Annotated in this window: 18 protein-coding genes; 5 read left to right on the forward strand and 13 right to left on the reverse strand. The window is 69.9% G+C overall.

Features of this window, described 5'->3' with window-relative positions; genetic code table 11:
• Positions 1 to 10: 10 nt before the first annotated feature.
• From NYF13_RS01420 to NYF13_RS01435, 4 genes are all read right to left on the reverse strand, one after another.
• Complete coding sequence (locus NYF13_RS01420) at positions 11 to 799, reverse strand: carbohydrate ABC transporter permease (protein WP_315657137.1); 789 nt, start codon at positions 797 to 799, stop codon at positions 11 to 13.
• A gap of 83 nt (positions 800 to 882) precedes the next feature.
• Positions 883 to 1,815 carry a carbohydrate ABC transporter permease gene (locus tag NYF13_RS01425; protein WP_396286340.1) on the reverse strand — a complete coding sequence of 311 codons (933 nt, stop codon included), beginning with the start codon at positions 1,813 to 1,815 and terminating at the stop codon, positions 883 to 885.
• The gene (locus NYF13_RS01430; protein ID WP_315653664.1) at positions 1,812 to 3,152 is read right to left on the reverse strand and encodes a sugar ABC transporter substrate-binding protein; all 1,341 of its coding nucleotides are present in this window, start codon (positions 3,150 to 3,152) and stop codon (positions 1,812 to 1,814) included. The genes NYF13_RS01425 and NYF13_RS01430 overlap by 4 nt, the downstream gene beginning before the upstream one ends.
• A complete protein-coding gene (locus NYF13_RS01435) occupies positions 3,145 to 4,149 on the reverse strand; it encodes a zinc-dependent alcohol dehydrogenase family protein (protein ID WP_315653665.1) in 1,005 nt (334 codons plus the stop codon). Before NYF13_RS01435 ends, NYF13_RS01430 begins: the two co-directional genes overlap by 8 nt.
• A 131-nt stretch (positions 4,150 to 4,280) precedes the next feature.
• On the opposite strand from NYF13_RS01435, the gene NYF13_RS01440 reads away from it, so the two are divergent.
• The gene (locus NYF13_RS01440) at positions 4,281 to 5,270 is read left to right on the forward strand and encodes a sugar-binding domain-containing protein (protein ID WP_315653666.1); all 990 of its coding nucleotides are present in this window, start codon (positions 4,281 to 4,283) and stop codon (positions 5,268 to 5,270) included.
• Positions 5,271 to 5,445: 175 nt separating this feature from the next.
• Here NYF13_RS01440 and NYF13_RS01445 read toward each other — a convergent pair whose 3' ends face one another.
• Positions 5,446 to 7,950, reverse strand: a complete 2,505-nt coding sequence (locus NYF13_RS01445) for a DUF3516 domain-containing protein (RefSeq protein ID WP_315653667.1) — start codon at positions 7,948 to 7,950, stop codon at positions 5,446 to 5,448.
• A gap of 154 nt (positions 7,951 to 8,104) precedes the next feature.
• Between NYF13_RS01445 and NYF13_RS01450 the strand changes: the two genes are divergently transcribed.
• Positions 8,105 to 9,370: a primosomal protein gene (locus NYF13_RS01450; protein WP_315653668.1), complete on the forward strand. Its 1,266-nt coding sequence runs from the start codon at positions 8,105 to 8,107 to the stop codon at positions 9,368 to 9,370.
• An 80-nt stretch (positions 9,371 to 9,450) separates the two neighbouring features.
• On the opposite strand, the gene NYF13_RS01455 is transcribed toward NYF13_RS01450, so the two are convergent.
• Both NYF13_RS01455 and NYF13_RS01460 read right to left on the reverse strand, forming a co-directional pair.
• A complete protein-coding gene (locus NYF13_RS01455) occupies positions 9,451 to 10,659 on the reverse strand; it encodes an MFS transporter (RefSeq protein WP_315657139.1) in 1,209 nt (402 codons plus the stop codon).
• Between the two features lie 110 nt (positions 10,660 to 10,769).
• Positions 10,770 to 11,861 (reverse strand): adenosine deaminase, encoded by a 1,092-nt coding sequence (locus tag NYF13_RS01460; protein WP_315653669.1) that lies wholly within the window; start codon positions 11,859 to 11,861, stop codon positions 10,770 to 10,772.
• A gap of 212 nt (positions 11,862 to 12,073) precedes the next feature.
• Between NYF13_RS01460 and NYF13_RS01465 the strand changes: the two genes are divergently transcribed.
• Positions 12,074 to 13,201, forward strand: a complete 1,128-nt coding sequence (locus NYF13_RS01465; protein ID WP_315653670.1) for a PA containing protein — start codon at positions 12,074 to 12,076, stop codon at positions 13,199 to 13,201.
• A gap of 81 nt (positions 13,202 to 13,282) precedes the next feature.
• Here NYF13_RS01465 and NYF13_RS01470 read toward each other — a convergent pair whose 3' ends face one another.
• From NYF13_RS01470 to NYF13_RS01495, 6 genes are all read right to left on the reverse strand, one after another.
• Positions 13,283 to 14,581, reverse strand: a complete 1,299-nt coding sequence (locus NYF13_RS01470) for a thymidine phosphorylase (protein ID WP_315653672.1) — start codon at positions 14,579 to 14,581, stop codon at positions 13,283 to 13,285.
• A 31-nt stretch (positions 14,582 to 14,612) separates the two neighbouring features.
• Entirely contained in the window at positions 14,613 to 15,008 is a 396-nt protein-coding gene (locus tag NYF13_RS01475) for a cytidine deaminase (RefSeq protein WP_396286345.1), read from the reverse strand.
• The gene (locus NYF13_RS01480; RefSeq protein WP_315653673.1) at positions 15,008 to 16,291 is read right to left on the reverse strand and encodes an ABC transporter permease; all 1,284 of its coding nucleotides are present in this window, start codon (positions 16,289 to 16,291) and stop codon (positions 15,008 to 15,010) included. Before NYF13_RS01480 ends, NYF13_RS01475 begins: the two co-directional genes overlap by 1 nt.
• The gene (locus NYF13_RS01485; protein WP_315657142.1) at positions 16,288 to 17,382 is read right to left on the reverse strand and encodes an ABC transporter permease; all 1,095 of its coding nucleotides are present in this window, start codon (positions 17,380 to 17,382) and stop codon (positions 16,288 to 16,290) included. The genes NYF13_RS01480 and NYF13_RS01485 overlap by 4 nt, the downstream gene beginning before the upstream one ends.
• Positions 17,383 to 17,390: 8 nt before the next feature.
• Positions 17,391 to 18,962: an ABC transporter ATP-binding protein gene (locus NYF13_RS01490; RefSeq protein WP_315653674.1), complete on the reverse strand. Its 1,572-nt coding sequence runs from the start codon at positions 18,960 to 18,962 to the stop codon at positions 17,391 to 17,393.
• A gap of 79 nt (positions 18,963 to 19,041) precedes the next feature.
• Positions 19,042 to 20,187: a BMP family ABC transporter substrate-binding protein gene (locus tag NYF13_RS01495; protein WP_315653675.1), complete on the reverse strand. Its 1,146-nt coding sequence runs from the start codon at positions 20,185 to 20,187 to the stop codon at positions 19,042 to 19,044.
• Between the two features lie 564 nt (positions 20,188 to 20,751).
• Here NYF13_RS01495 and sdhC point away from each other — a divergent pair.
• Positions 20,752 to 21,195: a succinate dehydrogenase, cytochrome b556 subunit gene (sdhC, locus tag NYF13_RS01500; protein ID WP_315653676.1), complete on the forward strand. Its 444-nt coding sequence runs from the start codon at positions 20,752 to 20,754 to the stop codon at positions 21,193 to 21,195.
• Between the two features lie 2 nt (positions 21,196 to 21,197).
• Positions 21,198 to 21,614: a succinate dehydrogenase hydrophobic membrane anchor subunit gene (locus NYF13_RS01505; protein WP_315653677.1), complete on the forward strand. Its 417-nt coding sequence runs from the start codon at positions 21,198 to 21,200 to the stop codon at positions 21,612 to 21,614.
• The last annotated feature ends 2 nt before the right edge of the window (positions 21,615 to 21,616 follow it).

Below are 21,616 nucleotides of genomic sequence, written 5' to 3' on the forward strand. Positions count from 1 at the left end.
CGTCTCTCCCTTACTTCACGGCGCCCATGGAAAGACCGCGCACCAGGTGGTTCTGCGCGATCCAGCCGACGATCATCACCGGCAGCGAGGCCAGCAGGGCGGCGGCGGACAGCTGGGCCCAGTACAGGCCCTCGCTGGTGATGAAGCCGACCAGGAACACCGGCACGGTGCCGGCCCGGGCGGCGGTGAGGTTGACCGCGTAGAAGAACTCCGTCCAGGAGAAGATCACGCAGATCAGCGCGGTCGCGGCCACCCCGGGCGCGACCACCGGCATGATGATCTTGCGCAGCAGGGTCGGCAGGTTCGCCCCGTCGATCCGCGCCGCCTCGATCATCTCGCCCGGCACCTCCATGAAGAACGAGCGCATCATCCAGATCGCCAGCGGCAGGTTCATCGCGGTGTACAGGATGATCAGCGCCCACACCGTGTCCAGCAGGTTGGTGTTCTGCGAGATCACGTACAGCGGGATGATCGCCGCGACGATCGGCAGCATCTTCGTGGAGAGGAAGAAGCTCAGCGCGTTCTTGGTGCCCTTGACCGGCGCCAGCGACAGCGCGTACGCCGCCGGGATGCCCAGCAGCAGCACCAGCAGCGTCGAGATGACCGTGACGAAGGCCGAGTTGCCGAGGTAGGGCAGGAAGTCGCCGCCCAGCACCCCGGCGATCTGGTCGAAGGTGGGCTTGAAGAACAGCTTCGGCGGATCGCTGTAGGCGTCGGACTCCTGCTTGAACGCGGTGAGGATCATCCACAGCAGCGGGAAGACGAACAGGATGGCCAGCACCCAGGTGACGACGGTCAGCGAGCCCGCGCCGAAGCGGCGCTTCGGCTTGCGCGCCGGTGGTTTCGAGCCGGTGCCGACGGGTGCGGTGGCGGTTGCGGTGGTCACTTCGTCCCTCCGTCCACGGAGAACGCGCGGAACATCAGCCGCAGGGCGAAGGTCGCGACGATCATGGTCAGGATGACCACGACCACGCCCATCGCCGAGGACTGGCCGATGTCGAAGCCCTCGAACGCGCGCTGGTAGATGTAGAACGGCAGGTTGGTGCTGGCCGTGCCCGGCCCGCCCTGCGTCATCAGGAAGATCGCGTCGAAGCTGTTCACGATGTAGATCGCGCCGAGCAGCGTGGCCAGCTGCAGGAACCGCGAAAGGTGCGGCAGCGTGATCGAGAAGAAGGTGCGCCAGCGGCTCGCCCCGTCCACCGAGGCGGCCTCCAGCACCTCCTTCGACTGGCTCTGGAGACCGGCCAGGGTCAGCAGCATCATGAACGGCGTCCACTGCCAGACGATCTGCGCCATCACCGCGGCCAGCGGGAACTGCGAAAGCCAGTCGACGTCGGTGTGGAACACGAAGTGCAGCAGCCCGAACGTCGGGTCGAACATCGTGGTCTTCCACAGCAGCGCGCCGGCCGCCGGGAGGATCAGGAACGGCGTGATCAGCAGCGTCCGCACGAAACCGCGGCCGGCGAACTTGCGGTCCAGCAGGATCGCCAGGCCGAGCCCGAGCAGCAGCGACACCAGCACGCAGACCACGGTCAGCACCACGGTGTTGAGCAGCGCGCCGAGGAACGTGGTGTCGGTGAAGACGTCGAGGTAGTTGCGGAAGCCGACGAAGTGCCGCGAGCCCGGCCGCACCAGGTTCCAGGACTGGAACGAGTAGTACAGCGTGAGCAGGAACGGGATCTGCGTGACCGCGATGACGAAGACCAGCGCCGGCAGCAGCGGCAGGCGCCGCTTCCCGGACTGGCCCTTCTCCTTCTTGGCCGGGGCGGATGCGGTAGCCGGCGCGGTGCCGGCGGGGACGGAGACGGTAGTCACCCGGCCACCTCCTGGTAGGACTTGCCCACGGTCTCGGCGTACTTCTGCGACTGGGTGAGGGCGTCCGCCACCGAGGTCTGCCCGGCCACGGCCGCCGAGAGCTGCTGGCTGACCCGGGTGCCGAGGTCCTGGAACTCCGGGATGCCGACGAACTGGATGCCCGGGTAGGGCACGGGCTCGACCATGGTCTTCTGCTGGTTCGCGTTCGCGATGCCGTCCAGTGTCGGCTGCGCGTAGGCCTTGGCCGCTTCCTTGTACTGCGGGATCTGGTAGGTCGACTTGCGGGTGCCCGGCGGCACGCGGTTCCAGCCGTAGGTGGCGCCGACCTTCTTCGCGTACTCCTTGTCGGTCATCCAGGCCATGAACTTCCAGGCGTCATCCTTGTCCTTGGCCACCTTCGGGATGGCCAGCGACCAGGTGTAGAGCCAGCCGCTGGCCTGCGTCTTCTCGACCGGGGCCGGGGCGTAGCCGTTCTTGCCGACCACGAGGCTGGTGGACGGGTCCTCGGTGGTGCCGGTCATCGACGTGGCGTCGTACCACATCGCGGCGTTGCCCTGGGCGTAGCGCGTGCCGCATTCGGTGAACCCGGCGCTGGAGGCGCCGACCTCGCCGTGCCGGCGCAGCAGGTCGACGTAGAAGTTCGCCGCCTGGGTGAACTCCGGGCTGGTCAGCTTGGCGTTCCAGTTCCGGTCGAACCACTGCGCGCCGAAGGTGTTGGCCACCGTGGTGAACGGCGCGAGGCTCTCACCCCAGCCGGGCTTGCCGCGCAGGCAGATGCCGGAGACGCCGGTCTGCTTGTTGTCGAGCTTCGCGGCGAAATCGGCGATCTGCTCCCACGTCGGGTGCGCGGGCATGCTCAGTCCGGCCTGCTGGAAGAGGTCCTTGCGGTAGACCACGAAGGAGGACTCCCCGTAGAACGGCACGGCGTACATCTGGTTCCGGTAGGACAGCGACTCCCGGATGCTCGGGATGAAGTCGTCCTCGTCGTAGCCCGGGGTGGCCTTCATGTGCGGTTCGAGGTTCTCGAGCCAGCCGTTGGCCGCCCACTGCGGGGCCTCGTAGTTGCTGATCATCACGACGTCGAACTCACCGCCCTGGGTGGCGGTGGAAGCGGTGATCTTCGCGCGGGCCTCGTTCTCCGGCAGGGAGACGAACTTGAGGTTCACGCCGGGGTTGTTCTTCTCGAACTCGCCCTTGAGCGAGATGGCGTCCTTCATCTGCGCGTTGGACACGATCGCCACGACCAGCGTCCGGCCGCCGTTGCCGAGCGAGCCGGCTCCGGCGCATCCCGTCACGAACAGCGCTGTAACGGCCAGGAGGCACAGGAGTTTACGCACGGCTGCCTCCGGGAAGGACCTGGATCTTCAGGCCGGAGCCGCTGCGCATCTTGGCCAGCGCGTCCGGGTACTGCTCAAGCGGCAGCGTGTCGGTGATCAGGGCCTCGGTGTCGACGTAGCCCTTGGCCACCAGGTCGAGGGCGGTGGCGTAGCTGTTGAGCACGGCCATCGAGCCGACGATGGTGATCTCGTCGTTGTAGATGCGGAACGGGGAGAGCGCCACGCGCGCCTCGGCCGGCGCGACACCGAACACCAGCAGCCGGCCGCCGCGCCGCAGCGCGTCGAAGGCGGACTCGATGGCGGGAGCGGCACCGGTGCAGTCGACCGCGGCGTCGTACAGCTCGCCGTCGAGCGCCGACACGTCCTCGGCCACCGCGGTGGCCCCGAGGCCGGTGGCGCGCGGCAGGCGGTCGGCGTTGCGGTCGACCACCGTCACTTCGGCGCCCGCGCGCTGCAGGAGCTGCTGCATGATCAGGCCCATCGTGCCGGCGCCGACCACCAGGAACCGTTCGCCGGCCTCGACGCCGATGCGGCGCACGCCGTGCACGGCGCAGGAGACCGGCTCCACGATGGCGCCCTGTTCCCAGGTCATCGAGCCGGGCATCCGGTGGCAGGTGTCGGCGGGCACGGCCACGTACTCGGCGAACGCCCCGGCCACGGTGTCACCGGTGGCGTTCCAGTTGGCGCAGAGGTTCCCGTGCCCGGAGCGGCACGGCGTGCAGTACCCGCAGTAGAGCGACGGGTCGACGGCCACGCGGTCGCCGACCTTCCACTCGGCCGGCACGTCCGCGCCGAGCTCGACGATCTCCCCGGCGAACTCGTGCCCGGGGACGATGGGGTACGGGGTCGGCGGGAAGTGCCCGTCGGCGATGTGCAGGTCGGTGCCGCAGATTCCGCAGGCCCCCACCTTCACGACGACCTGGCGTTCTCCGGGCTTCGGATCGGGAACGTCCCCAACCCGGATCTCGCCGGGCCGGTCCACGATCGCGGCGCGCATGCCTCATCCCCTTCCTGTTCGCTCATTCGAGCGGATGTGATCCATGGCTCAGCTGATATGTGTGAGCATTAGAGGGGTTTCCGGCAGGTTGCGTCAACCTTTCGTAGTAATTTCCAGGCTATAGTGCTCACATGAGCAGGAAGAAAGGGCAACCGCGCCTGACCGAGACGCTGGAGCTGGCCACCATGGCCCGGCGCTTCTACGTGCAGGGCCGGTCGAAGCTGGAGATCGCCGACGAGTTCGGCGTCAGCCGGTTCAAGGTCGCGCGCATGCTGGACGCGGCCCGGGACGGCGGGCTGGTGCGGGTCGAGTTCCGCTTGCCGGCGCCGGTCGACGTGGAGCTGTCGGACGAGCTGCGGCTGGCCTACGGGCTGGACCGGGTGCTGGTGCTCGAACGAGCTCCGCAGCCGGAGCCGAAGGAGCTGGTCCGCAAGAAGGTCGGCGCGCTCGCCGCCCACCTGCTCGAAGAGATCGTCAGCCCGCAGGACGTGGTGGGGCTGTCCTGGGCCCGGTCGGTCAACGCCATGACCGAGGCCATCCGGACCCTGCCGCGCTGCCCGATCGTGCAGCTGTGCGGGGTGCAGGCCGGGATGGACATGCGCGGCCGCTCGGTCGAGACGGTGAGCCGCGTGACCGCGGTCTCCGGCGGCGACGCGTACCCGATCTTCGGCCCGCTGGTGCTGCCCGACCGCCGGACCGCCGAGACGCTGCGCCGCCAGCCGGGCATCGCGGAGACGTTCGGCCAGTTCAAGAACCTGACCAAGGCCGTGGTCAGCATCGGTGCCTGGCAACCGGGCGAGTCCACCGTCTACGACGCGCTGGACGAGGCCGAGCGGGCCGCCATCAGTGCCCGCGGTGCCACCGCCGAGGTCGCCGCCCGCCTCTTCGACGCCGACGGCAACGCCGTGTCGACTGGCCTGGCCCACCACGTGCTGGCCATCAGCACCGAAGACCTGCGCGCCGTCCCGGAGCTGATCGCCATCGGCTACAGCGAGCCGAAGGCCGCGGCCGTGGACGCGGTGCTGCGCTCGGGCCTGGTGTCCACCCTGGTGACCGACGCGGCCGCGGCGGGACCACTGCTGGAACTGGTGGCCCGGAAGCCGTTGCCGGAAACCCCGTAGGTGCGGGCCCGCTCGGTTCGCCCGCGACGCCGGGCGTCCCTCGTGGTCCGCGACCAGCAGGTGCCCGCTCGGCGGACTCTCGGTCGACGTCTTTCCCGCGCCGGTCCGGGACAGCCGTGTCCGGAGCGGGTCACCGGCCACTCCGCCGTCCGCCCCGGGTGGAGGGGCGGCCCGCCTAGAGCTGGTTGACCTCCACCACCCGGACCACCGCGGCCCCGGCCTCGTCCGAGGCGTGCAGGTCCACCTCCGCGCTGATCCCCCAGTCGTGGTCGCCGGCCGGATCGTCGAAGATCTGCCGGACCCGCCACCGGTCCGGCTCCGCCTCGATGATCAGCAACGCCGGCCCGCGCGCGTCCGGGCCGATGCCCAGGGTCTCGTGCTCGTCGAAGTAGTCCTCGATCGCGTCTTCCCAGGCGTCGGCGTCCCAGCCCGCGTCCGCGTCCAGCTCGCCGAGGGCGTAGAAGTTGCGGCGGGCGGCCAGTTCCACGCGGCGGAACAGCTCGTTGCGCACCAGCACCCGGAACGCGCGCTCGTTGCGCGTCACCGCGGGCGGCTCGGACGGCGGGCGCTGCGAAACGGGGCCGTTCTCCCCCGGGTGGCGCAACGCCTCCCACTCGTCCAGCAGGCTGGAGTCGACCTGGCGGACCAGCTCGCCCAGCCATTCGATCAGGTCCTGCAGCGCCTCGGTCTTCGCCTCGTCCGGGACGGTGTGGCGCAGCGCGTCGTAGGTGTCGGCCAGGTAGCGCAGCACCAGGCCCTCGGACCGGGCGAGCTGGTAGAACCCCACGTACTCGACGAAGTTCATCGCCCGCTCGTACATGTCCCGGACCACGGACTTCGGTGAGAGCTCGTAGTCCGCCACCCATGGATGGCCCTCGCGGTAGGCCTGGTAGGCGGCGGAAAGCAGTTCCTCCAGCGGTTTCGGGTAGGTGACGCTCTCCAGCAGCTCCATCCGCTCGTCGTACTCGATGCCGTCGGCCTTCATCGCCTGCACGGCCTCGCCGCGGGCCTTGAACTGCTGCTGCGAAAGCACCGGCCGCGGGTTGTCCACAGTGGATTCCACAACGGACACGACGTCCAGCGCGTAGGAGGGCGACTCCAGGTCGAGCAGTTCCACCGCCGCGAGCGCGAACGGCGAGAGCGGCTGGTTCAGCGCGAAGTCGAACTGGAGGTCCACGGTGAGCCGCACGATCCGGCCGTCCTGGTCCGGCGCGGGCAGCCGCTCGACGACGCCCGCGGCCAGCAGCGCGCGGTAGATCGCGATCGCGCGCAGGATCAGCTTGCGCTGCGCCGGGCGGTCCGAGTGGTTGTCCTCCAGCAGGTGGCGCATGTGGTCGAACGCGTTGCCGGGCCGCGAGATCACGTTCAGCAGCATCGAGTGGCTGACCCGGAAGCTCGAGGTCAGCGGCTCGGGCTCGGCCGCGATCAGCCGGTCGAACGTGCTCTCGGTCCAGTTGACGAAGCCCTCGGGGGCCTTCTTCCGCACGATCTTCTTGCGCTTCTTCGGGTCGTCGCCCGCCTTCTCCAGCGCTTTCGCGTTGTCCACGACGTGGTCGGGCGCCTGCACCACCACGTACCCGTCGGTGTCGTACCCGGCGCGGCCCGCGCGGCCGGCGATCTGGTGGAACTCGCGGGCCTTGAGGTGGCGCTGCCGGACGCCGTCGTACTTGGTCAGCGCCGAGAACACCACCGTGCGGATCGGCACGTTGATGCCGACGCCCAGGGTGTCCGTACCGCAGATCACCTTGAGCAGCCCGGACTGCGCCAGCGTCTCGACCAGCCGCCGGTACTTCGGCAGCATGCCCGCGTGGTGCACGCCGATGCCGTGGCGGACCAGCCTCGAGAGCGTCTTGCCGAAGCCCGCGGAGAACCGGAAGTCGCCGATCAGCTCGGCGATGGCGTCCTTCTCGGCCTTGGTGGTCACGTTGATGCTCATCAGCGTCTGCGCGCGCTCGATCGCCGCGGCCTGCGAGAAGTGCACCACGTAGACCGGCGCCTGCCCGCCGTGCAGCAGCTCGGACATCGTCTCGTGCACCGGGGTCAGCGCGTAGCGGAAGGTCAGCGGCACCGGCCGCTCGGCCGAGGTGACCACGGCCGTGGTCCGGCCGGTGCGGCGGGTGAGGTCCTCCTGGAAGAACGACACATCGCCCAGGGTCGCCGACATCAGCACGAACTGGGCCCGGGGTAGCTCGATCAGCGGGACCTGCCAGGCCCAGCCGCGGTCCGGCTCGGAGTAGAAGTGGAACTCGTCGGCCACGACCTGGCCCACGGGGGCGTCGGCACCGAGCCGCAGCGCGGTGTTCGCCAGGATTTCCGCCGTGCAGCAGATGATCGGGGCGTCGGCGTTGACCGAGGAGTCGCCGGTCATCATGCCGACCTGGTCGGCGCCGAAGATCTCGATCAGCTGGAAGAACTTCTCCGACACCAGCGCCTTGATCGGCGCCGTGTAGTAGCTGCGGCGGCCGTGGGCCAGGGCGGCGAAGTGGGCGCCGACGGCCACCAGGCTCTTGCCGGAGCCGGTGGGCGTCGAGAGGATCACGTTCGCGCCGGAGACGACCTCGATCAGCGCCTCCTCCTGCGCCGGGTACAGCTGGATGCCCCGCTCGGCCGTCCAGGTGGAGAAGGCTTCGAACAGGGTGTCGGGATCGGGATCCGCAGGCAGGAGGTCTGTGAGTGTCATCGCGGGACCCATCGTGCCATCCCTTGGTCGCTTCTTCGCGAGGGGCGATCGCGGCTGCTTGCCCAAACCCGTAGGCTTCGCGGTACCGCGCACCGACCGGGGGATGCTTTCGGGCGAGCGCGTACACGGGCGGCACAGCCGAAGGGTTCGCAGAATGGCACAGGACATCATCCCGATCGAGCTCGGACTGCCACAGGGCGACGTGGTCACCCTGTGGGCGCCGCGGTGGCGGGAGGACGGCGAGGAGTGGGAAGCGTTCCTCGGCGACGAGGACGACCTGTACGCCTTCCCCGACGCCGCCCACCTGGCCGCCTTCGTGCGCACGTCCGAGCAGCACGACCTGCTGGACCACCCGGCCTGGGACGCGGTGCCGGCGCTGAACGTGCCCGAGCTGATCCCGGACGAGGACCACTCCTACGACCTGGTCGGCGTGCCCGAGCTGGTGGCCGAGGAGCCGGACTCGTGGACCATCGCCGAGCTGGCCGAGATCGTCGGCATCGTCCGCTCGCTCGCCGACGTGTGCGAGCTGGAGGAGGTGCACGAGGTCCTCGACGCGTACGAGGGCTTCTCGCTGCTGGAGCAGGGCCGGCTGCCGTTCACCGGGCGTGAGGGCGAAGCGCTCTGGAACGACCTGTCGAAGGCCGTGTCCGAGAAGTGGGACACCGTGCTCGACGCGATCGACAACCTGGTCACGACCCCCGACGTCGACGCCGCGGTGCTGGAGCAGACGGCCGAGGAGCTGGCCGCGTTCCACGAGGAGTCGGCCGAGGCCGAGGCGGCCCAGCCCGAGGACCTCGAGGCCGTGGACGCGCCTGACGTGGATGACACCGAAGACACCGAAGACACCGACGACGACGAGCCGGTCGGCTTCTGGGGCGAGGTCGGGATCGACCCGATCAAGATCATCACCCCCGGCGCGGAGTACTACACGCTGCGCTGCTACCTCGACGACAAGCCGCTGTTCCTGGGCAGCGACGGCGAGATCGACGTGTTCACCTCCGAGAAGGCGCTGCTCAAGGCCATCGAGGACGGCAAGGACCTGGCCGACACCGACATCGCCGGCGTGTCCACCTGGGACGAGGTGCTGGCCAAGGCCACCGCGGGCGAGCTGGAGGTCGAGGTCGACGCCGAGAACACCTACGTGCTGGGCGGCCTCGACGCCGACATCGCCGAAGGCCCCGAGTCGATCGACGCGACCCAGCTGGAACTGGCGATCGAGCTGATCACCGACGCCGCCGACTGGGCGGGCGACGACACCGTCGAAGAGGCGCTGGCCGCGAACGAGAGCCTCGGCTGGCTGGTCTCCTTCGTGCTGCGCCCGGACCCGACGCGACTCGAGCCGAGCGCGCCGTTCGACGCGGAGCAGAGCGCCTGGCGCAAGCTGGTGGAGTCGTTCGAGAACCGCCTCACGGTGGTCTGAACCTGATCTTCGAGCGGAGGCCGTCCCCGGTGGGGGCGGCCTCCGGTTCTCTTTCCGACGGCCCCGAGCCGGACCGCGGCTCAGCCCGCTTCGGACTCCGCGCGGACCGGGACCACGGCGATGGCCAGCGCCGGGAAGACCGCGACGACGCAGAAGGCCAGCGCGTAGCGGCTGTCGCCGATGACCAGGCCCAGCAGCGGCGGGGTGAGCGCGGCCGCGATGTTCTGCGCGGTGTTCTGCGTGCCCATCGCGCGCCCCGACCACTCGACCCCCGCGAGTTCGGCTGAAGCGGTGAAGCCGAGGCCGTTGTCGGCGACCGTGATCACCGCGGCGAGGACCAAGGCGAGGAGCACCAGCCACAGCCGGCTCACGTCGCCGACCGCCACCAGCAGCATCACCACCACGCTGGCGAAGGCGAGCTGGCGCATCGGCCGCAGCCGGCTGCCGACCCGATCCGACCAGTAGCCCGAGCCCAGCCGCCCGGCCGCGCCGAGCACCTGCGCCACGGCGAGGAACACCCCGGCTCCCGATGGGCTCCAGTGCTGCTGCGAAACCAGGTACACCGGAGCGAAGGCCGAAACCGCGAACTGCGGCACCACCAGCAGCGCGCTCGCCCCGTGCACCCGCCACAGCCAGGGCTTCCGATACGGCGAAGGCGGCTTCTCCCCCGAGGCCGCGCGCGGCGGCCTCGGGGGGTCGACCACCAGCACGGCGACCAGCAGCGCGACCAGGATCGCCAGGGCCGCCGGCAGCAGCACGGCCGCCTGGAAGCCCCAGCTCGCGGCCAGCGGCGGCAACCCGAGCGCGGCCACCCCGACGCCCAGCGGCTGCGCGGTCTGGCGGATGCCCATCGCGACCCCGCGCTCGGACTTCGCGAACCAGCCCATCACCACCCGGCCGCTCGCCGCGTTCACCGAGGCCGTGCCCGCTCCGGCAATGAGGAAGATCCCGAAGAGTAGGCCGACCGGGTGACGCCAGAGCGCCGCGTACACCAGGAGTAGTCCGGACGCACCCAGTCCGAGCGCCATGATCCGGCGCTCTCCGTAACGGTCCGCAGCCGCGCCCCAGGCGATCAGGGTCAGCAGCAGCCCGATGCTGGGCGCGGCGACGACCGTGCCGGCCTCGGCGAGCGACAACCCGTCCGCAGCGCGCATGGCGGGCACCAGGAACGGCAGTCCGTACAGGAACGAGCAGCTCGCGGTCTGCGCGGCGACCCCGAGCGCGAGGATCAGCCACCGCCGGGAACTGGGCTTTTCCCGGGCCACGCCATCGACCGCGACCTGCGCCATCTTCGTCACCGTCTCGAAATATGAGAATTTATTCCTACATGGTGAACATTAGTTGGCCATGCTAACGAACGCAACCGCCGATGCGGCGGTCACGTCCGGGGCGGTCGGGCTCAGCCCAGCGCGGCGTAACCGGGCTTGATCACGTCGTCGATCAGCGCGAGCCGGGAGTCGAAATCGAGGAACGCGGATTTCATGGCATTGATGGTGAACCAGCGCAGATCCTCGAGCCCGAACCCGAAGGCGGCGCTCAGCGCGGCGAATTCACTGGTCATGGTGCACCCGCTCATCAGCCGGTTGTCGGTGTTCACGGTGACCCGGAAGTGCAGCCGGGCGAGCAGCCCGATCGGGTGCTCGGCCAGGGACGGCACGGTGCCGGTCTGGACGTTCGAGGTCGGGCAGATCTCCAGCGGTATCCGGCGGTCCCGGACGTAGCCCGCCAACCGTCCAAGGTGGACCGTTCCGTCCGGGTCGGTCCGGATGTCCTCGACGATCCGCACTCCGTGCCCCAGCCGTTCCGCGCCGCAGTGCTGGATCGCCTCCCCGATGGACGGCAATCCGAACGCCTCGCCGGCGTGAATGGTGAAATGCGCATTGTTCCGCCGCAAATACTCGAATGCGTCCAGATTGCGGGTCGGCGGAAATCCGTCCTCCGGCCCGGCGATGTCGAATCCCGCGACCCCGTCGTCGCGGTGGCGCACCGCCAGCTCGGCGATCTCGAGCGAACGGGCGTGCTGGCGCATCGCGCAGAGCAACGTCCGGACGACGATCCGCCCGCCCCCGGCGGCCACGCGCCGTGTTCCCTCGTCGAAACCGGCCTGCACCGCCTCGACCACCGCATCGAGTGACAGGCCGCGTTCGACGAACAGCTCCGGCGCGTACCGCACCTCGGCGTAGGCCACCCCGTCGGCGGCCAGGTCCTCCACGGCCTCGGCGGCCACCCTGACCAGCGCTTCCTCGGTCTGCATGACACCGCAGGTGTGGGCGAAGGTCTCGAGGTAGGAGACCAGCGAGCCCGAGTCGGCCGCCTCGCGGAACCACCGCCCGAGCGCTTCGGGCTCGGTCACCGGGAGGCCGGTGTACCCGGTCGCCTCCGCGAGCTCGACGACGGTGGCGGGGCGCAGGCCGCCGTCCAGGTGGTCGTGCAGCAGGACCTTGGGGGCCCGGCGCAGGGTCTCCGCGCCGAGCGGGGTGGCATCCGACATGCACCCACGGTAACCCGGCTGTCATTCCCCTACATGGCCGTAACCGGGGACCACGGGACCACCCTCGGCTTTGTCGATCAAGGATCGAATCGGCCATCCGGGTAGCGCGGCCGTTATCGCACGTTCACGGGGCCCACACGCAGCGCAATTTCCTTATCGATAAGCTTCGTCCCACGTCCCTTCCATTTCCCCGCCGACGAAGGACTACAGCAGTGACCACTGACAACCAGATTGCCGCTCCGTCCTTCGATCGGATGCGCAACATGCTGGTGCGCGCGGCCGAGGTGCGTGAGAGCGAGCAGCAGCAGATCTTCGACGCGCTGGACGACATCTACGCCCGGCTCGCCCCGGTCGACTCGCTGGGCGCGGTCCGCAAGCGGCTGTCCGAGCTGCCCGACCGCACCGAGGTCGGCGTGCTCGCCGAGCGCCTCGACGAGGCCATGACCCGCCTCGAGGCCCAGGACAACGCGATCGCCGCGATCACCCACGCGGTGGAGAGCATCGTCGACAAGCTGGCGAAGCCGTTCGCGCAGCTCGACGGCCGCCTGGACGGCGTCGCGGCCCGGTTCGAGGGCGTCGCGGGCCGGATGGACGGGCTCGAGGACAAGCTCCAGAACATCCACCGCCGGATCGACGAGCTGGGCGGCCACCTCGACAAGCAGGACGCCAAGCTCGAGTCGATCCCGCAGTCGGTGCACGGCCCGGTGCGCGAGCGCATCGAGCACACCGAGGCCGCCCTGCGCGAGCGCATCGAGCACACCGACGCCGCGCTGCGCGAGCGGATCGAGACCACCGACCACGAGCTGCGCTCGCGCGTCGACGAGCTGGACCGCGCCACCCAGGAGCGGATCAGCGCCGGGACCGAAGCGGTCAAGACCGCGATCACCGAGACCGGCGAGGTGATCGACGCCTCCGACCGCCTGGAGAACCTGGGCCACCGGCTGGAGACCGTCACCCAGCGCCTCGACGAACTGGGCAACCGCCTGGACAAGGTCGAGGACGGCTTCGTCGCTCAGCTCGGCGACCTCGACGGCACGCTCAAGAGCGGCCTGTCCAAGGTCGAAGGCACGCTGGCCCAGCAGCCGGACACCGACTCAGTGGACTCGCTGGTGCGCCGCAGCAACGACGAGTCCGTCCGCCGCATCGGCGGCCAGCTCGACGAGGCCATGGCCACCTTCGCGGAACTGATGCTCGGCGGCGGACCGGCCGTGCAGCAGATCTCCCCGCCGCCGCCCGCCCCGCGCCAGCCGCGCCGCAGCTCGCGCAACGGCCGCTCCCCCAAGGCCGCGGACGTCAAGTCGAACAACGGCTCCGAGGCTGAGATCTCCGCTTCGGAGTGAGCTGAACCCCACGTGAGACGCCCCCGCCGGGAATCCGGGCGGGGGCGTCTGACGTTCGCGGGTTCGTGCGTGGCCGGCAGCTCAAGGCCGCACGGTGTCCAGCACGATCGGCCCGGCTCCCGGGATCGCCGGGGTCTCGGGGGCTACGGGCGACACCGAGTAGGCGCCGTCCAGCGCGGCCAAGGCGGCCGGGATCGCGGCCGGGGTGTCCGTGTGCAGTTCCAGCAACGGCTCCCCCGCCGAAACCCGCTCGCCCGGCTTCGCCCGGCACAACACCCCGGCGCTGGCCTGGACCGGGTCCTCCTTGCGGGCCCGGCCCGCGCCGAGGCGCCAGGCCGCCACTCCCACCGCGTACGCGTCCAGCGAGGCCAGCACGCCCGAAGAGGGGGCCTCGACCACGTGCACGTGTGAAGGCTTCGGCAGGGCCGCCGCCGGGTCGCCGCCCTGGGCCGCGATCATCCGGCACCAGGTCTCGTAGGCTTCACCGGAGGCGAGGACCGCGGCCGGGTCCACCGACGACAGGCCGGCCAGCGCGAGCATTTCGCGGGCCAGCGAGACCGTCAGCGAGACGACGTCGGCCGGGCCGCCGCCCTTGAGCACCTCGACCGCTTCGGCCACCTCGACCGCGTTGCCGACCGCGCGGCCCAGCGGCACGTTCATGTCGGTGATCAGCGCGACCGTGGCGACGCCGTGCGTCGTGCCGATGTCGACCAGCGTCCGGGCCAGCGCGCGGGCCTCGGCCACCGTCTTCATGAACGCCCCGGAGCCCGCCTTCACGTCCAGGACCAGGCCCGACGCGCCCTCGGCGATCTTCTTGCTCATGATCGAGCTGGCGATCAGCGGAATCGACTCGACCGTGCTCGTCACGTCCCGCAGCGCGTACAGCTTCTTGTCCGCCGGCGCGAGCCCTTCGGTCGCCGCACAGACGACCGCGCCGACCGAGTCGAGCTGGGCCGAGATCTCCTCCAGCGACAAGGCGGCCCGCCAGCCCGGGATCGACTCCAGCTTGTCCAGCGTGCCGCCGGTGTGGCCGAGGCCGCGGCCGGAAAGCTGCGGCACGGCCGCCCCGCACGCGGCGACCAGCGGCGCCAGCGGCAGCGTGATCTTGTCGCCCACCCCGCCGGTCGAATGCTTGTCCACGGTCGGGCGCGAGACGTCCAGGGACAGCCGCGAGCCCGATTCGATCATCGCGCCGGTCCAGCGCGAGATCTCCCCGGAGTCCATGCCACGCAGGAAGATCGCCATGGCCAGCGCGGACATCTGCTCCTCGGCCACGGCCCCGTGGGTGTAGCCGTCGACCACCCAGTCGATCTGCTCGTCGGTCAGCCGGCCGCCGTCCCGCTTGGCCCGGATGACGTCCACCGCGGTGACGGTGCTCATGCCGCCTCCGCGGGAAGGAGAACGCCGGCGGTCACGGCAGGTCGTCCGGCCCGAACGCGTCCGGCAGGACTTCCGACATCGGCCGCACCCCGCGCGGGGTGTCCACCAGACAGGTCGAACCGCCCAGCTCGAACAGGATCTGCCGGCACCGGCCGCACGGCATGAGCAGCTCGCCCTCGCCGCTGCGGCACGCGACGGCCACGAGCCGCCCGCCGCCGGAAAGCCGCAACTGGCCCGCCATCGTGCACTCCGCGCACAGGCCGAGGCCGTACGAAGCGTTCTCGACGTTGCAGCCGGTCACCCGGCGGCCATCGTCCACGATCGCCGCGACCCCGACGTGCAGCCCGGAGTACGGCGCGTACGCGTGCCCGGCCGCCGAAACCGCCTCGGCCCGCAGCTCGTCCCAGTCCACAGTAGACACAGTCATCAGTCGCCTTCACCCCGCCGGTAGGGCTGCCCGTCGGCCTTCGGCGGCCGTAGCCGCTGGGAGGCCACGGCCAGCACGATCAGCGTCACGAAGTGCGCCGTGTACGGGATCAGGTCGCTGGGCAGCGTGTCGTTCGTCCAGTAGATGGCGTAGAGGATCCCGGCGCCGACCACGCCGAGCCCGGCGGCCAGCCAGCGCCGCCGGAACAACTGCACCACCACGATCACGCCGAGCAGGATCACCGAGCCGTACAGCAGCGCGAGCACCGCTTCGCCGCCGCCGGCCAGTTGCAGGCCGTCGGCGTAACCGAACAGCGCGGCGCCACCGAGCAGGCCGCCGGGCCGCCAGTTGCCGAAGATCATCGCGGCCAGGCCGATGTAGCCGCGGCCGTTGGTCTGGTTCTCCAGGTAGTCCGCGCCGCCCTTGAGCAGCACCAGCGAAGCGCCGCCCATCCCGGCGAAACCCCCCGAGATCAGCATCGCCACGTACTTGTGCCGGTAGACGTTCACGCCCAGCGATTCGGCCGCGACCGGGTTCTCGCCGCACGAACGCAGCCGCAGGCCGAAGCGCGTGCGCCAGAGCACGTAGTAGCTGATCGGCACCAGCAGGATCGCGATCATGGTCAGCGGCGCGACACCGGTGACCAGGCCGCGGAGCACGCCCGCGACGTCGGAGAGCCCGACCCGCTGCTGGTCCTCCAGCGAGCCCAGCCAGTCCGACAGGCCCGAAGCCGAGTAGGTGTCGAACTTCGGCACCGGCGGTGACTGCCGCGGGTTGCCCGAGATCGGGGTGAAGATCAGGTTCGCCAGGTACTTCGCGACGCCGAGGCCGAGCAGGTTGATCGCGACGCCGGAGACGATGTGGTTGACGTTGAACGTCACCGTCGCCACCGCGTGCAGCAGACCGCCGAGCGCGCCGAAGCCGATCGCCGCGGCCAGGCCGGTCCACACCCCGCCGTGGTAGGCACCCCAGGCCGCGCCCCAGGTGCCGAGGATCATCATGCCTTCGAGGCCGATGTTGACCACACCCGCGCGCTCGGCCCACAGCCCGCCCAGCGCGCACAGCAGGATCGGCAGCGCCAGCCGCAGCGCCGTCGACGCCGTGTTGCTCGAGGTCAGCGCGGCCACACCGGTCGAGTACGAGGCGGTCGACATGACCACGATCGCGATGACCGCCCAGATCACCCCGCGCGCCCAGCCGGGGACCCGGGGGCGGCGGGGCCGCACCGGCGCCGGGGTGCCGGACTCCGGCTCGGGCCGAGAGAACTCCGTCGTGGCGGTCACACCGCACCGCCTTCGGCGACGGAGGAGCCCTTGCGCCCGCCGGCCAGCGCCCGGCCCACCCGCCGTTGCTCGGAGGCCAGGTCCGCGCGGCGCACGACCTCGTACGCCACGACGACCGACAGCACGATGATGCCCTGCATGATGGTCGCGATCTCCTTGGACACGTTGATCTGCTCCAGCGACACCGCCGAGGTGTCGAGGAACGCCCAGAGCAGTGCGCCGAGCGCGATCCCACCCGGGTTGTTGCGGCCGAGCAGCGCCACCGCGATGCCCGTGAAGCCGTACATCTGCGTGGACGTGATGCCGTAGCTGTAGTCGCGGCCGAGCAGTTCCGGCATGGCGACCAGTCCGGCCACCGCGCCCGAGAGGATCATCGCGATCAGCGTCATCTTCTTCGCGTTGACGCCGCCCGCGGCCGCCGCGGTGGACGACTCGCCGCTGGCCTTGAGCTCGAAGCCGAACCTCGTCCGGTTGAGCATGAACCAGTACGCGACGCCGATCACCACGGCGATGACCACGAAGCCGAACAGCGTGCCCGAGCCGAGCGGGATGCCGGGGATCCGGCCCGAGGGCGCGATCACCCGGGTGCCGATGTTGTTGCCGGTCTGCACGCCGAACTGGTCGGCGTTGATCAGGAACGCGATGATCCCGGCGACGATCGAGTTCAGCATGATCGTCGAGATGACCTCGCTGACCCCCCGGGTCACCTTCAGCACCGCCGGCACCGCCGCGTACAGCGCGCCGGACCCGATCGCCACCAGCAGGATCACGATGGTGTGGAGCACCGGCGGCAGGGCGATCGCGCCGCCGATGATGGCCGCGACCACCGCGGCGAACCGGTACTGGCCCTCGACCCCGATGTTGAACAGGTTCATCTGGAAGCCGACGGCCACCGCGAGCCCGGAGAGGTAGTAGACGGTGGCCAGGTTCACCGTGTCGACCGCGGTCGAGCCCTTGAACAGCTGGCCGACCATCGTGCCGTACGCCTGCAGCGGGTCGGCCCCGGAGATGATGAGCGCGATCGCGGAAAGCAGCAGGGCGAAGACGATCGCCAGCAGCGGCGGCAGCAGCCGCGTGCGCCACGAGCTCAGCCCGGATTTCACAGCTCTTCTTCCTTTTCTCCCGTAGCGCCGGTCATGGCGGAGCCGAGTTCCTGCGGGGTCACGGTGGCGGGGTCGGCCTCGCTCACCAGCCGGCCGCGCAGCATGACGCGGATGGTGTCGGACAGCCCGATCAGCTCGTCGAGGTCGGCGGAGACCAGCAGCACGGCGAGCCCGTCGGCGCGGGCCTGGCGGATCTGCTCCCAGATCATCGCCTGGGCGCCGACGTCGACCCCGCGCGTGGGGTGCGAGGCGATCAGCAGCACCGGATCACCGGACAGCTCGCGGCCGACGATCAGCTTCTGCTGGTTGCCGCCCGAGAGCGCGGCGGCCGGCACCTCGATGCCGGGCGTGCGCACGTCGTACTCGCGCACGATGCGCTCGGTGTCGGACCGAGCGCCGTCGATGTCGAGCAACTGACCGCTCGAGACCGGTCGGCGGGTCTGGTAGCCGAGGATCCGGTTGACCCACAACGGCTGGGTGAGCAGCAGGCTGTGCCGCGTGCGGTCCTCGGCGATGTAGCCGATGCCGGCTTCGCGTCGGGCGAGCGTGCCCAGTTTGACCAGGTCCCGGACCTCGCCCCCGGCCGTCACCAGCTCGATGTGCCCGCCGCCGGCCTTGCGCATCCCCATCACCGTCTCGACCAGCTCGGTCTGGCCGTTGCCCTCGACTCCGGCGATGCCGAGCACCTCACCCGCGTGCACGGTGAAGGTGATGTCGTCGAGCACGGCGCGCTCGGAGCCCTCCGCGGCCAGCCGCAGGTCGCGGATGCGCAGGATGTCGCGGTCGGTCACGGTCGACTCGCGGGTCTCGGGGCTGGGCAGCTCCGAGCCGACCATCATCTCCGCCAGCTGGCGGCTGGTGATGGCCTTCGGGTCCGCGGTGCCGACGGTGGTGCCGCGCCGGATCACCGTGACCGTGTCGGCGATCGCGCGCACCTCGTCGAGCTTGTGGGAGATGAACAGGAAGGTGTAACCCTCGGCCTGCATCCCGCGCACGGTCTCGAACAGCGCGTCGACCTCCTGCGGCACGAGCACGGCGGTCGGCTCGTCGAGGATGATGATCTTGGCCCCGCGGTAGAGCACCTTGACGATCTCGACGCGCTGGCGGTCGGCGACGCCGAGCTCCTCCAGCAGCGTGTCGGGCTTCGCGTGCAGCCCGGTCTGCTCGGCCAGCTTCGCCAGCCGGGCGCGGGCCGCGCGGCCGATGCCGTGCCGGGCCTCGGCGCCGAGGAACACGTTCTCGCCGACGGTGAGGTTGTCGGCCAGCATGAAGTGCTGGTGCACCATGCCGATCCCGGCGCCGATGGCGTCCTGCGGGTTGCGCAGCTTGACCTCGGTGCCGTTGATCGCGATGGTGCCCTCGTCGGGCTGCTGCATCCCGTAGAGGATCTTCATCAGGGTCGACTTGCCGGCGCCGTTCTCGCCGCAGAGGGCGTGGACCTCGCCCGGGGCGACGGTGAGGTTGACGTCGGAGTTCGCGACCACCCCCGGGAAGCGCTTGGTGATCCCGGTCAGCTGGACGGCCGCCACGCCCCGGTCCGGGACGGCTTCGGCCTCTGCGGTGCTCATGGAGGAGGGCATCCAGTTCTGTCGAAACGCGCGAGGGCTCGGAAGGAAGGTTCCTTCCGAGCCCCGGCACGTCGGTGAGCTAGTTCTGTGGTTTGTCCGAAACCGTGATCTTGCCGTCGATGATCTCGGCCTTGTACCCGTCCAGCACGTCCTTGATGTCGTCGACCTTGCCCCCCGAGGTGGAGTAGCCGACACCGTCGACCTTGAGGTCGAAGCGCTTCGGCAGCACGCTCAGGTCACCCTTGGCCACGGCCTGGATGTAGTTGAAGACGGCGACGTCGACGCGCTTGACCATCGAGGTGAGGATGATGTCCTTGTCCGCGGCGACGGTCTTCTGGTTGTACTGGTCGGAGTCGACGCCGATGGCCAGCGCGTTGCCCGCCTTGGCCGCGTCGAACACGCCCTTGCCGGAGGCGCCGGCGGCGTGGTAGACCACGTCCGCGCCCTTGGCGATCTCGGCCGCGGCCTTCACGTTGCCCTTGGCCGGGTCCTGGAACCCGGAGAAGTCACCGGCCGGGGTCAGGTAGTCGTCCTCGATCTTGACCTTGTTCTCCGAAGCGGCCTTCGCCCCCTGGATGAACCCGGCCTCGAACTTCTGGATCAGCGGCGTCTTCACCCCGCCGACGAAGCCCACGTGGCACTTCTTGCTCTTGTAGACCGCGGCGACCCCGGCCAGGAACGAGCCCTGCTCCTCGGCGAAGACCAGCGGGGTCACGTTCGGCTGGCTGATCGAGTCGTCGTCGACGATCGCGAACTTGGTGCCCGGGTGCTTCGGCGCGATGGCGGCGACCGACGGGGCGTAGGCGAACCCGACCGCGATGATCGGGTTGAGGCCGTCCGAAGCCATCTGCTCGAGGCGCTGCTGCTTCGCGGACTCGGCCTCGCTGGCGCTGGCGGTGCTCTCGCTGACCTGGGTCACGCCCAGCTCGGACTTGGCCTTGTCGGTGCCGGCGGCGGCGGCGTCGTTGAACGAGGCGTCACCCCGCCCGCCGACGTCGAAGGCCAGGCCGATCTTGAGCTTGCTGGCGTCGACCTTCCCCTCGGCCGCACTGCTCGTCGCCACGGCGGGCGCGGCCGGCGGCTTCGGCGCGGACGCGCAGCTCGACGCGGAGTTCCCGTCCGAGCCCGAGGCGTTGTTGCTGCTGTTGTTCCCGGTGTCCTTCGCGCAACCGGCCAGAGTCAGCACCCCGGCCATGGTCGCGGCGGCCAGCGCGGTTCCACGCATGCGACGCAACGTGTGTCTCCCTCCCCGCTGATCCAGCGGATGATTCCGAGAACGACCCGGCCTCAGGCGCCGGGTTCGACCGCCAGACCGTACCCAACGGCCAGGAGGACGCCATAGGAAAGGCACGCTACGTAACACAAACGTTTACTCAGCGGCCCGATCCGCGACCATTCGTGTACTCACGGTGAGGGCAGCGGACACGCTCCGGAGGCCCTTCTCACCTATTCGACGAAAAAGGAAACCGGCTTAGTCCGCCCGCGGCCGATCCGGCCGGTGTCCACTGTGGCCGCCGGGGTCCGGCCGCCCCCGCTGGAACCCTGCGTTCACGTGCTCCAGACCACACGTCCGGGTGGTGCGGACCGCTCCGGGTGTCTGGTCCATCACAGAGACGAACCCGGAGGTGAGCCGGGTCCGGACGGCGGGTCTAGCATCCAGTCATCCACGCTCGATGGCCCTGATCTCGGCACCGTTGCCGGAGTTGTCCCCAGTGGACCGACCCCGGAGGCGAGTGCGGACCTCACCGGTCACCCGGGCACGACAGCTGACGTTGGAGGCCGTTCACCGATGTCCACCACGGCTAGCCCTGCCACACAGGCGGGAGCGAGCGATCGGGCGGGTGCCTCACGCCGTCAAGGGTCCTTCTACCGGGGCGACCCGGGTATGTGGTCCTGGGTGCTGCACCGCATCACCGGCGTGCTGACATTCTTCTTCCTGTTCGTCCACGTGCTCGACACCGCGCTGGTGCGCGTGTCGCCGAACACCTACGACCAGGTGATCGAGACGTACAAGACCCCGCTGGTGAACCTGCTGGAGGTCGGCCTCGTCGGGGCGGTGCTCTTCCACGCGCTGAACGGCATCCGGGTCATGCTGGTCGACTTCTGGTCGAAGGGCCCGAAGCTGCAGAAGGCGATGCTGTGGGTGATCGGCGCCGTCTGGGTCGTCGTGATGGTTCCCGGCGCGTTCTTCATGCTCAAGCGCACGGCCGAGACGCTCTTCGGGGGTAACTGACCATGGCCGATTCGCTCATCATCGAGAAGCCGCGCGCGCCGAAGCGGCCCGCGGCCCGCCGGAGCAACTTCGAGCTCTACAGCTGGCTGTTCATGCGGATCTCCGGCCTCGCGCTGATCATCCTGGTGCTCGGCCACCTGCTGATCATGAACATCCTCGACGGCGGCGTGCACCGGATCAACTGGGGCTTCGTCGCCGGTCGCTGGGCCTCGCCGTTCTGGCAGTTCTGGGACCTGGCGATGCTGTGGCTCGCGGAGATCCACGGCGGCAACGGACTGCGCACGATCATCGACGACTACGCCCGCAAGGACTCGACGCGGTTCTGGCTGAAGATCCTGCTCTACGTCTCGATGGCGCTGATCCTGGCCGTCGGCACCATGGTGATCTTCACCTTCGACCCCGAGATGCCCGCCGGCTGACG

The sequence above is a fragment of the Amycolatopsis sp. PS_44_ISF1 genome (assembly GCF_032335455.1).
Classification (GTDB): Bacteria; Actinomycetota; Actinomycetes; order Mycobacteriales; family Pseudonocardiaceae; genus Amycolatopsis.

Bases quoted from the DNA above. Each gene is read 5' to 3' on its own strand.
- NYF13_RS01455 (WP_315657139.1), bottom strand. From the start codon at position 10,659: ATGGCGCAGGTCGCGGTCGATGGCGTGGCCCGGGAAAAGCCCAGTTCC.
- NYF13_RS01440 (WP_315653666.1), top strand. From the start codon at position 4,281: ATGAGCAGGAAGAAAGGGCAACCGCGCCTGACCGAGACGCTGGAGCTG.
- NYF13_RS01460 (WP_315653669.1), bottom strand. From the start codon at position 11,861: ATGTCGGATGCCACCCCGCTCGGCGCGGAGACCCTGCGCCGGGCCCCC.
- NYF13_RS01435 (WP_315653665.1), bottom strand. From the start codon at position 4,149: ATGCGCGCCGCGATCGTGGACCGGCCCGGCGAGATCCGGGTTGGGGAC.
- NYF13_RS01470 (WP_315653672.1), bottom strand. From the start codon at position 14,581: ATGAGCACCGTCACCGCGGTGGACGTCATCCGGGCCAAGCGGGACGGC.
- NYF13_RS01490 (WP_315653674.1), bottom strand. From the start codon at position 18,962: ATGAGCACCGCAGAGGCCGAAGCCGTCCCGGACCGGGGCGTGGCGGCC.
- NYF13_RS01475 (WP_396286345.1), bottom strand. From the start codon at position 15,008: ATGACTGTGTCTACTGTGGACTGGGACGAGCTGCGGGCCGAGGCGGTT.
- NYF13_RS01495 (WP_315653675.1), bottom strand. From the start codon at position 20,187: ATGCGTGGAACCGCGCTGGCCGCCGCGACCATGGCCGGGGTGCTGACT.
- NYF13_RS01450 (WP_315653668.1), top strand. From the start codon at position 8,105: ATGGCACAGGACATCATCCCGATCGAGCTCGGACTGCCACAGGGCGAC.
- sdhC (WP_315653676.1), top strand. From the start codon at position 20,752: ATGTCCACCACGGCTAGCCCTGCCACACAGGCGGGAGCGAGCGATCGG.
- NYF13_RS01505 (WP_315653677.1), top strand. From the start codon at position 21,198: ATGGCCGATTCGCTCATCATCGAGAAGCCGCGCGCGCCGAAGCGGCCC.
- NYF13_RS01445 (WP_315653667.1), bottom strand. From the start codon at position 7,950: ATGACACTCACAGACCTCCTGCCTGCGGATCCCGATCCCGACACCCTG.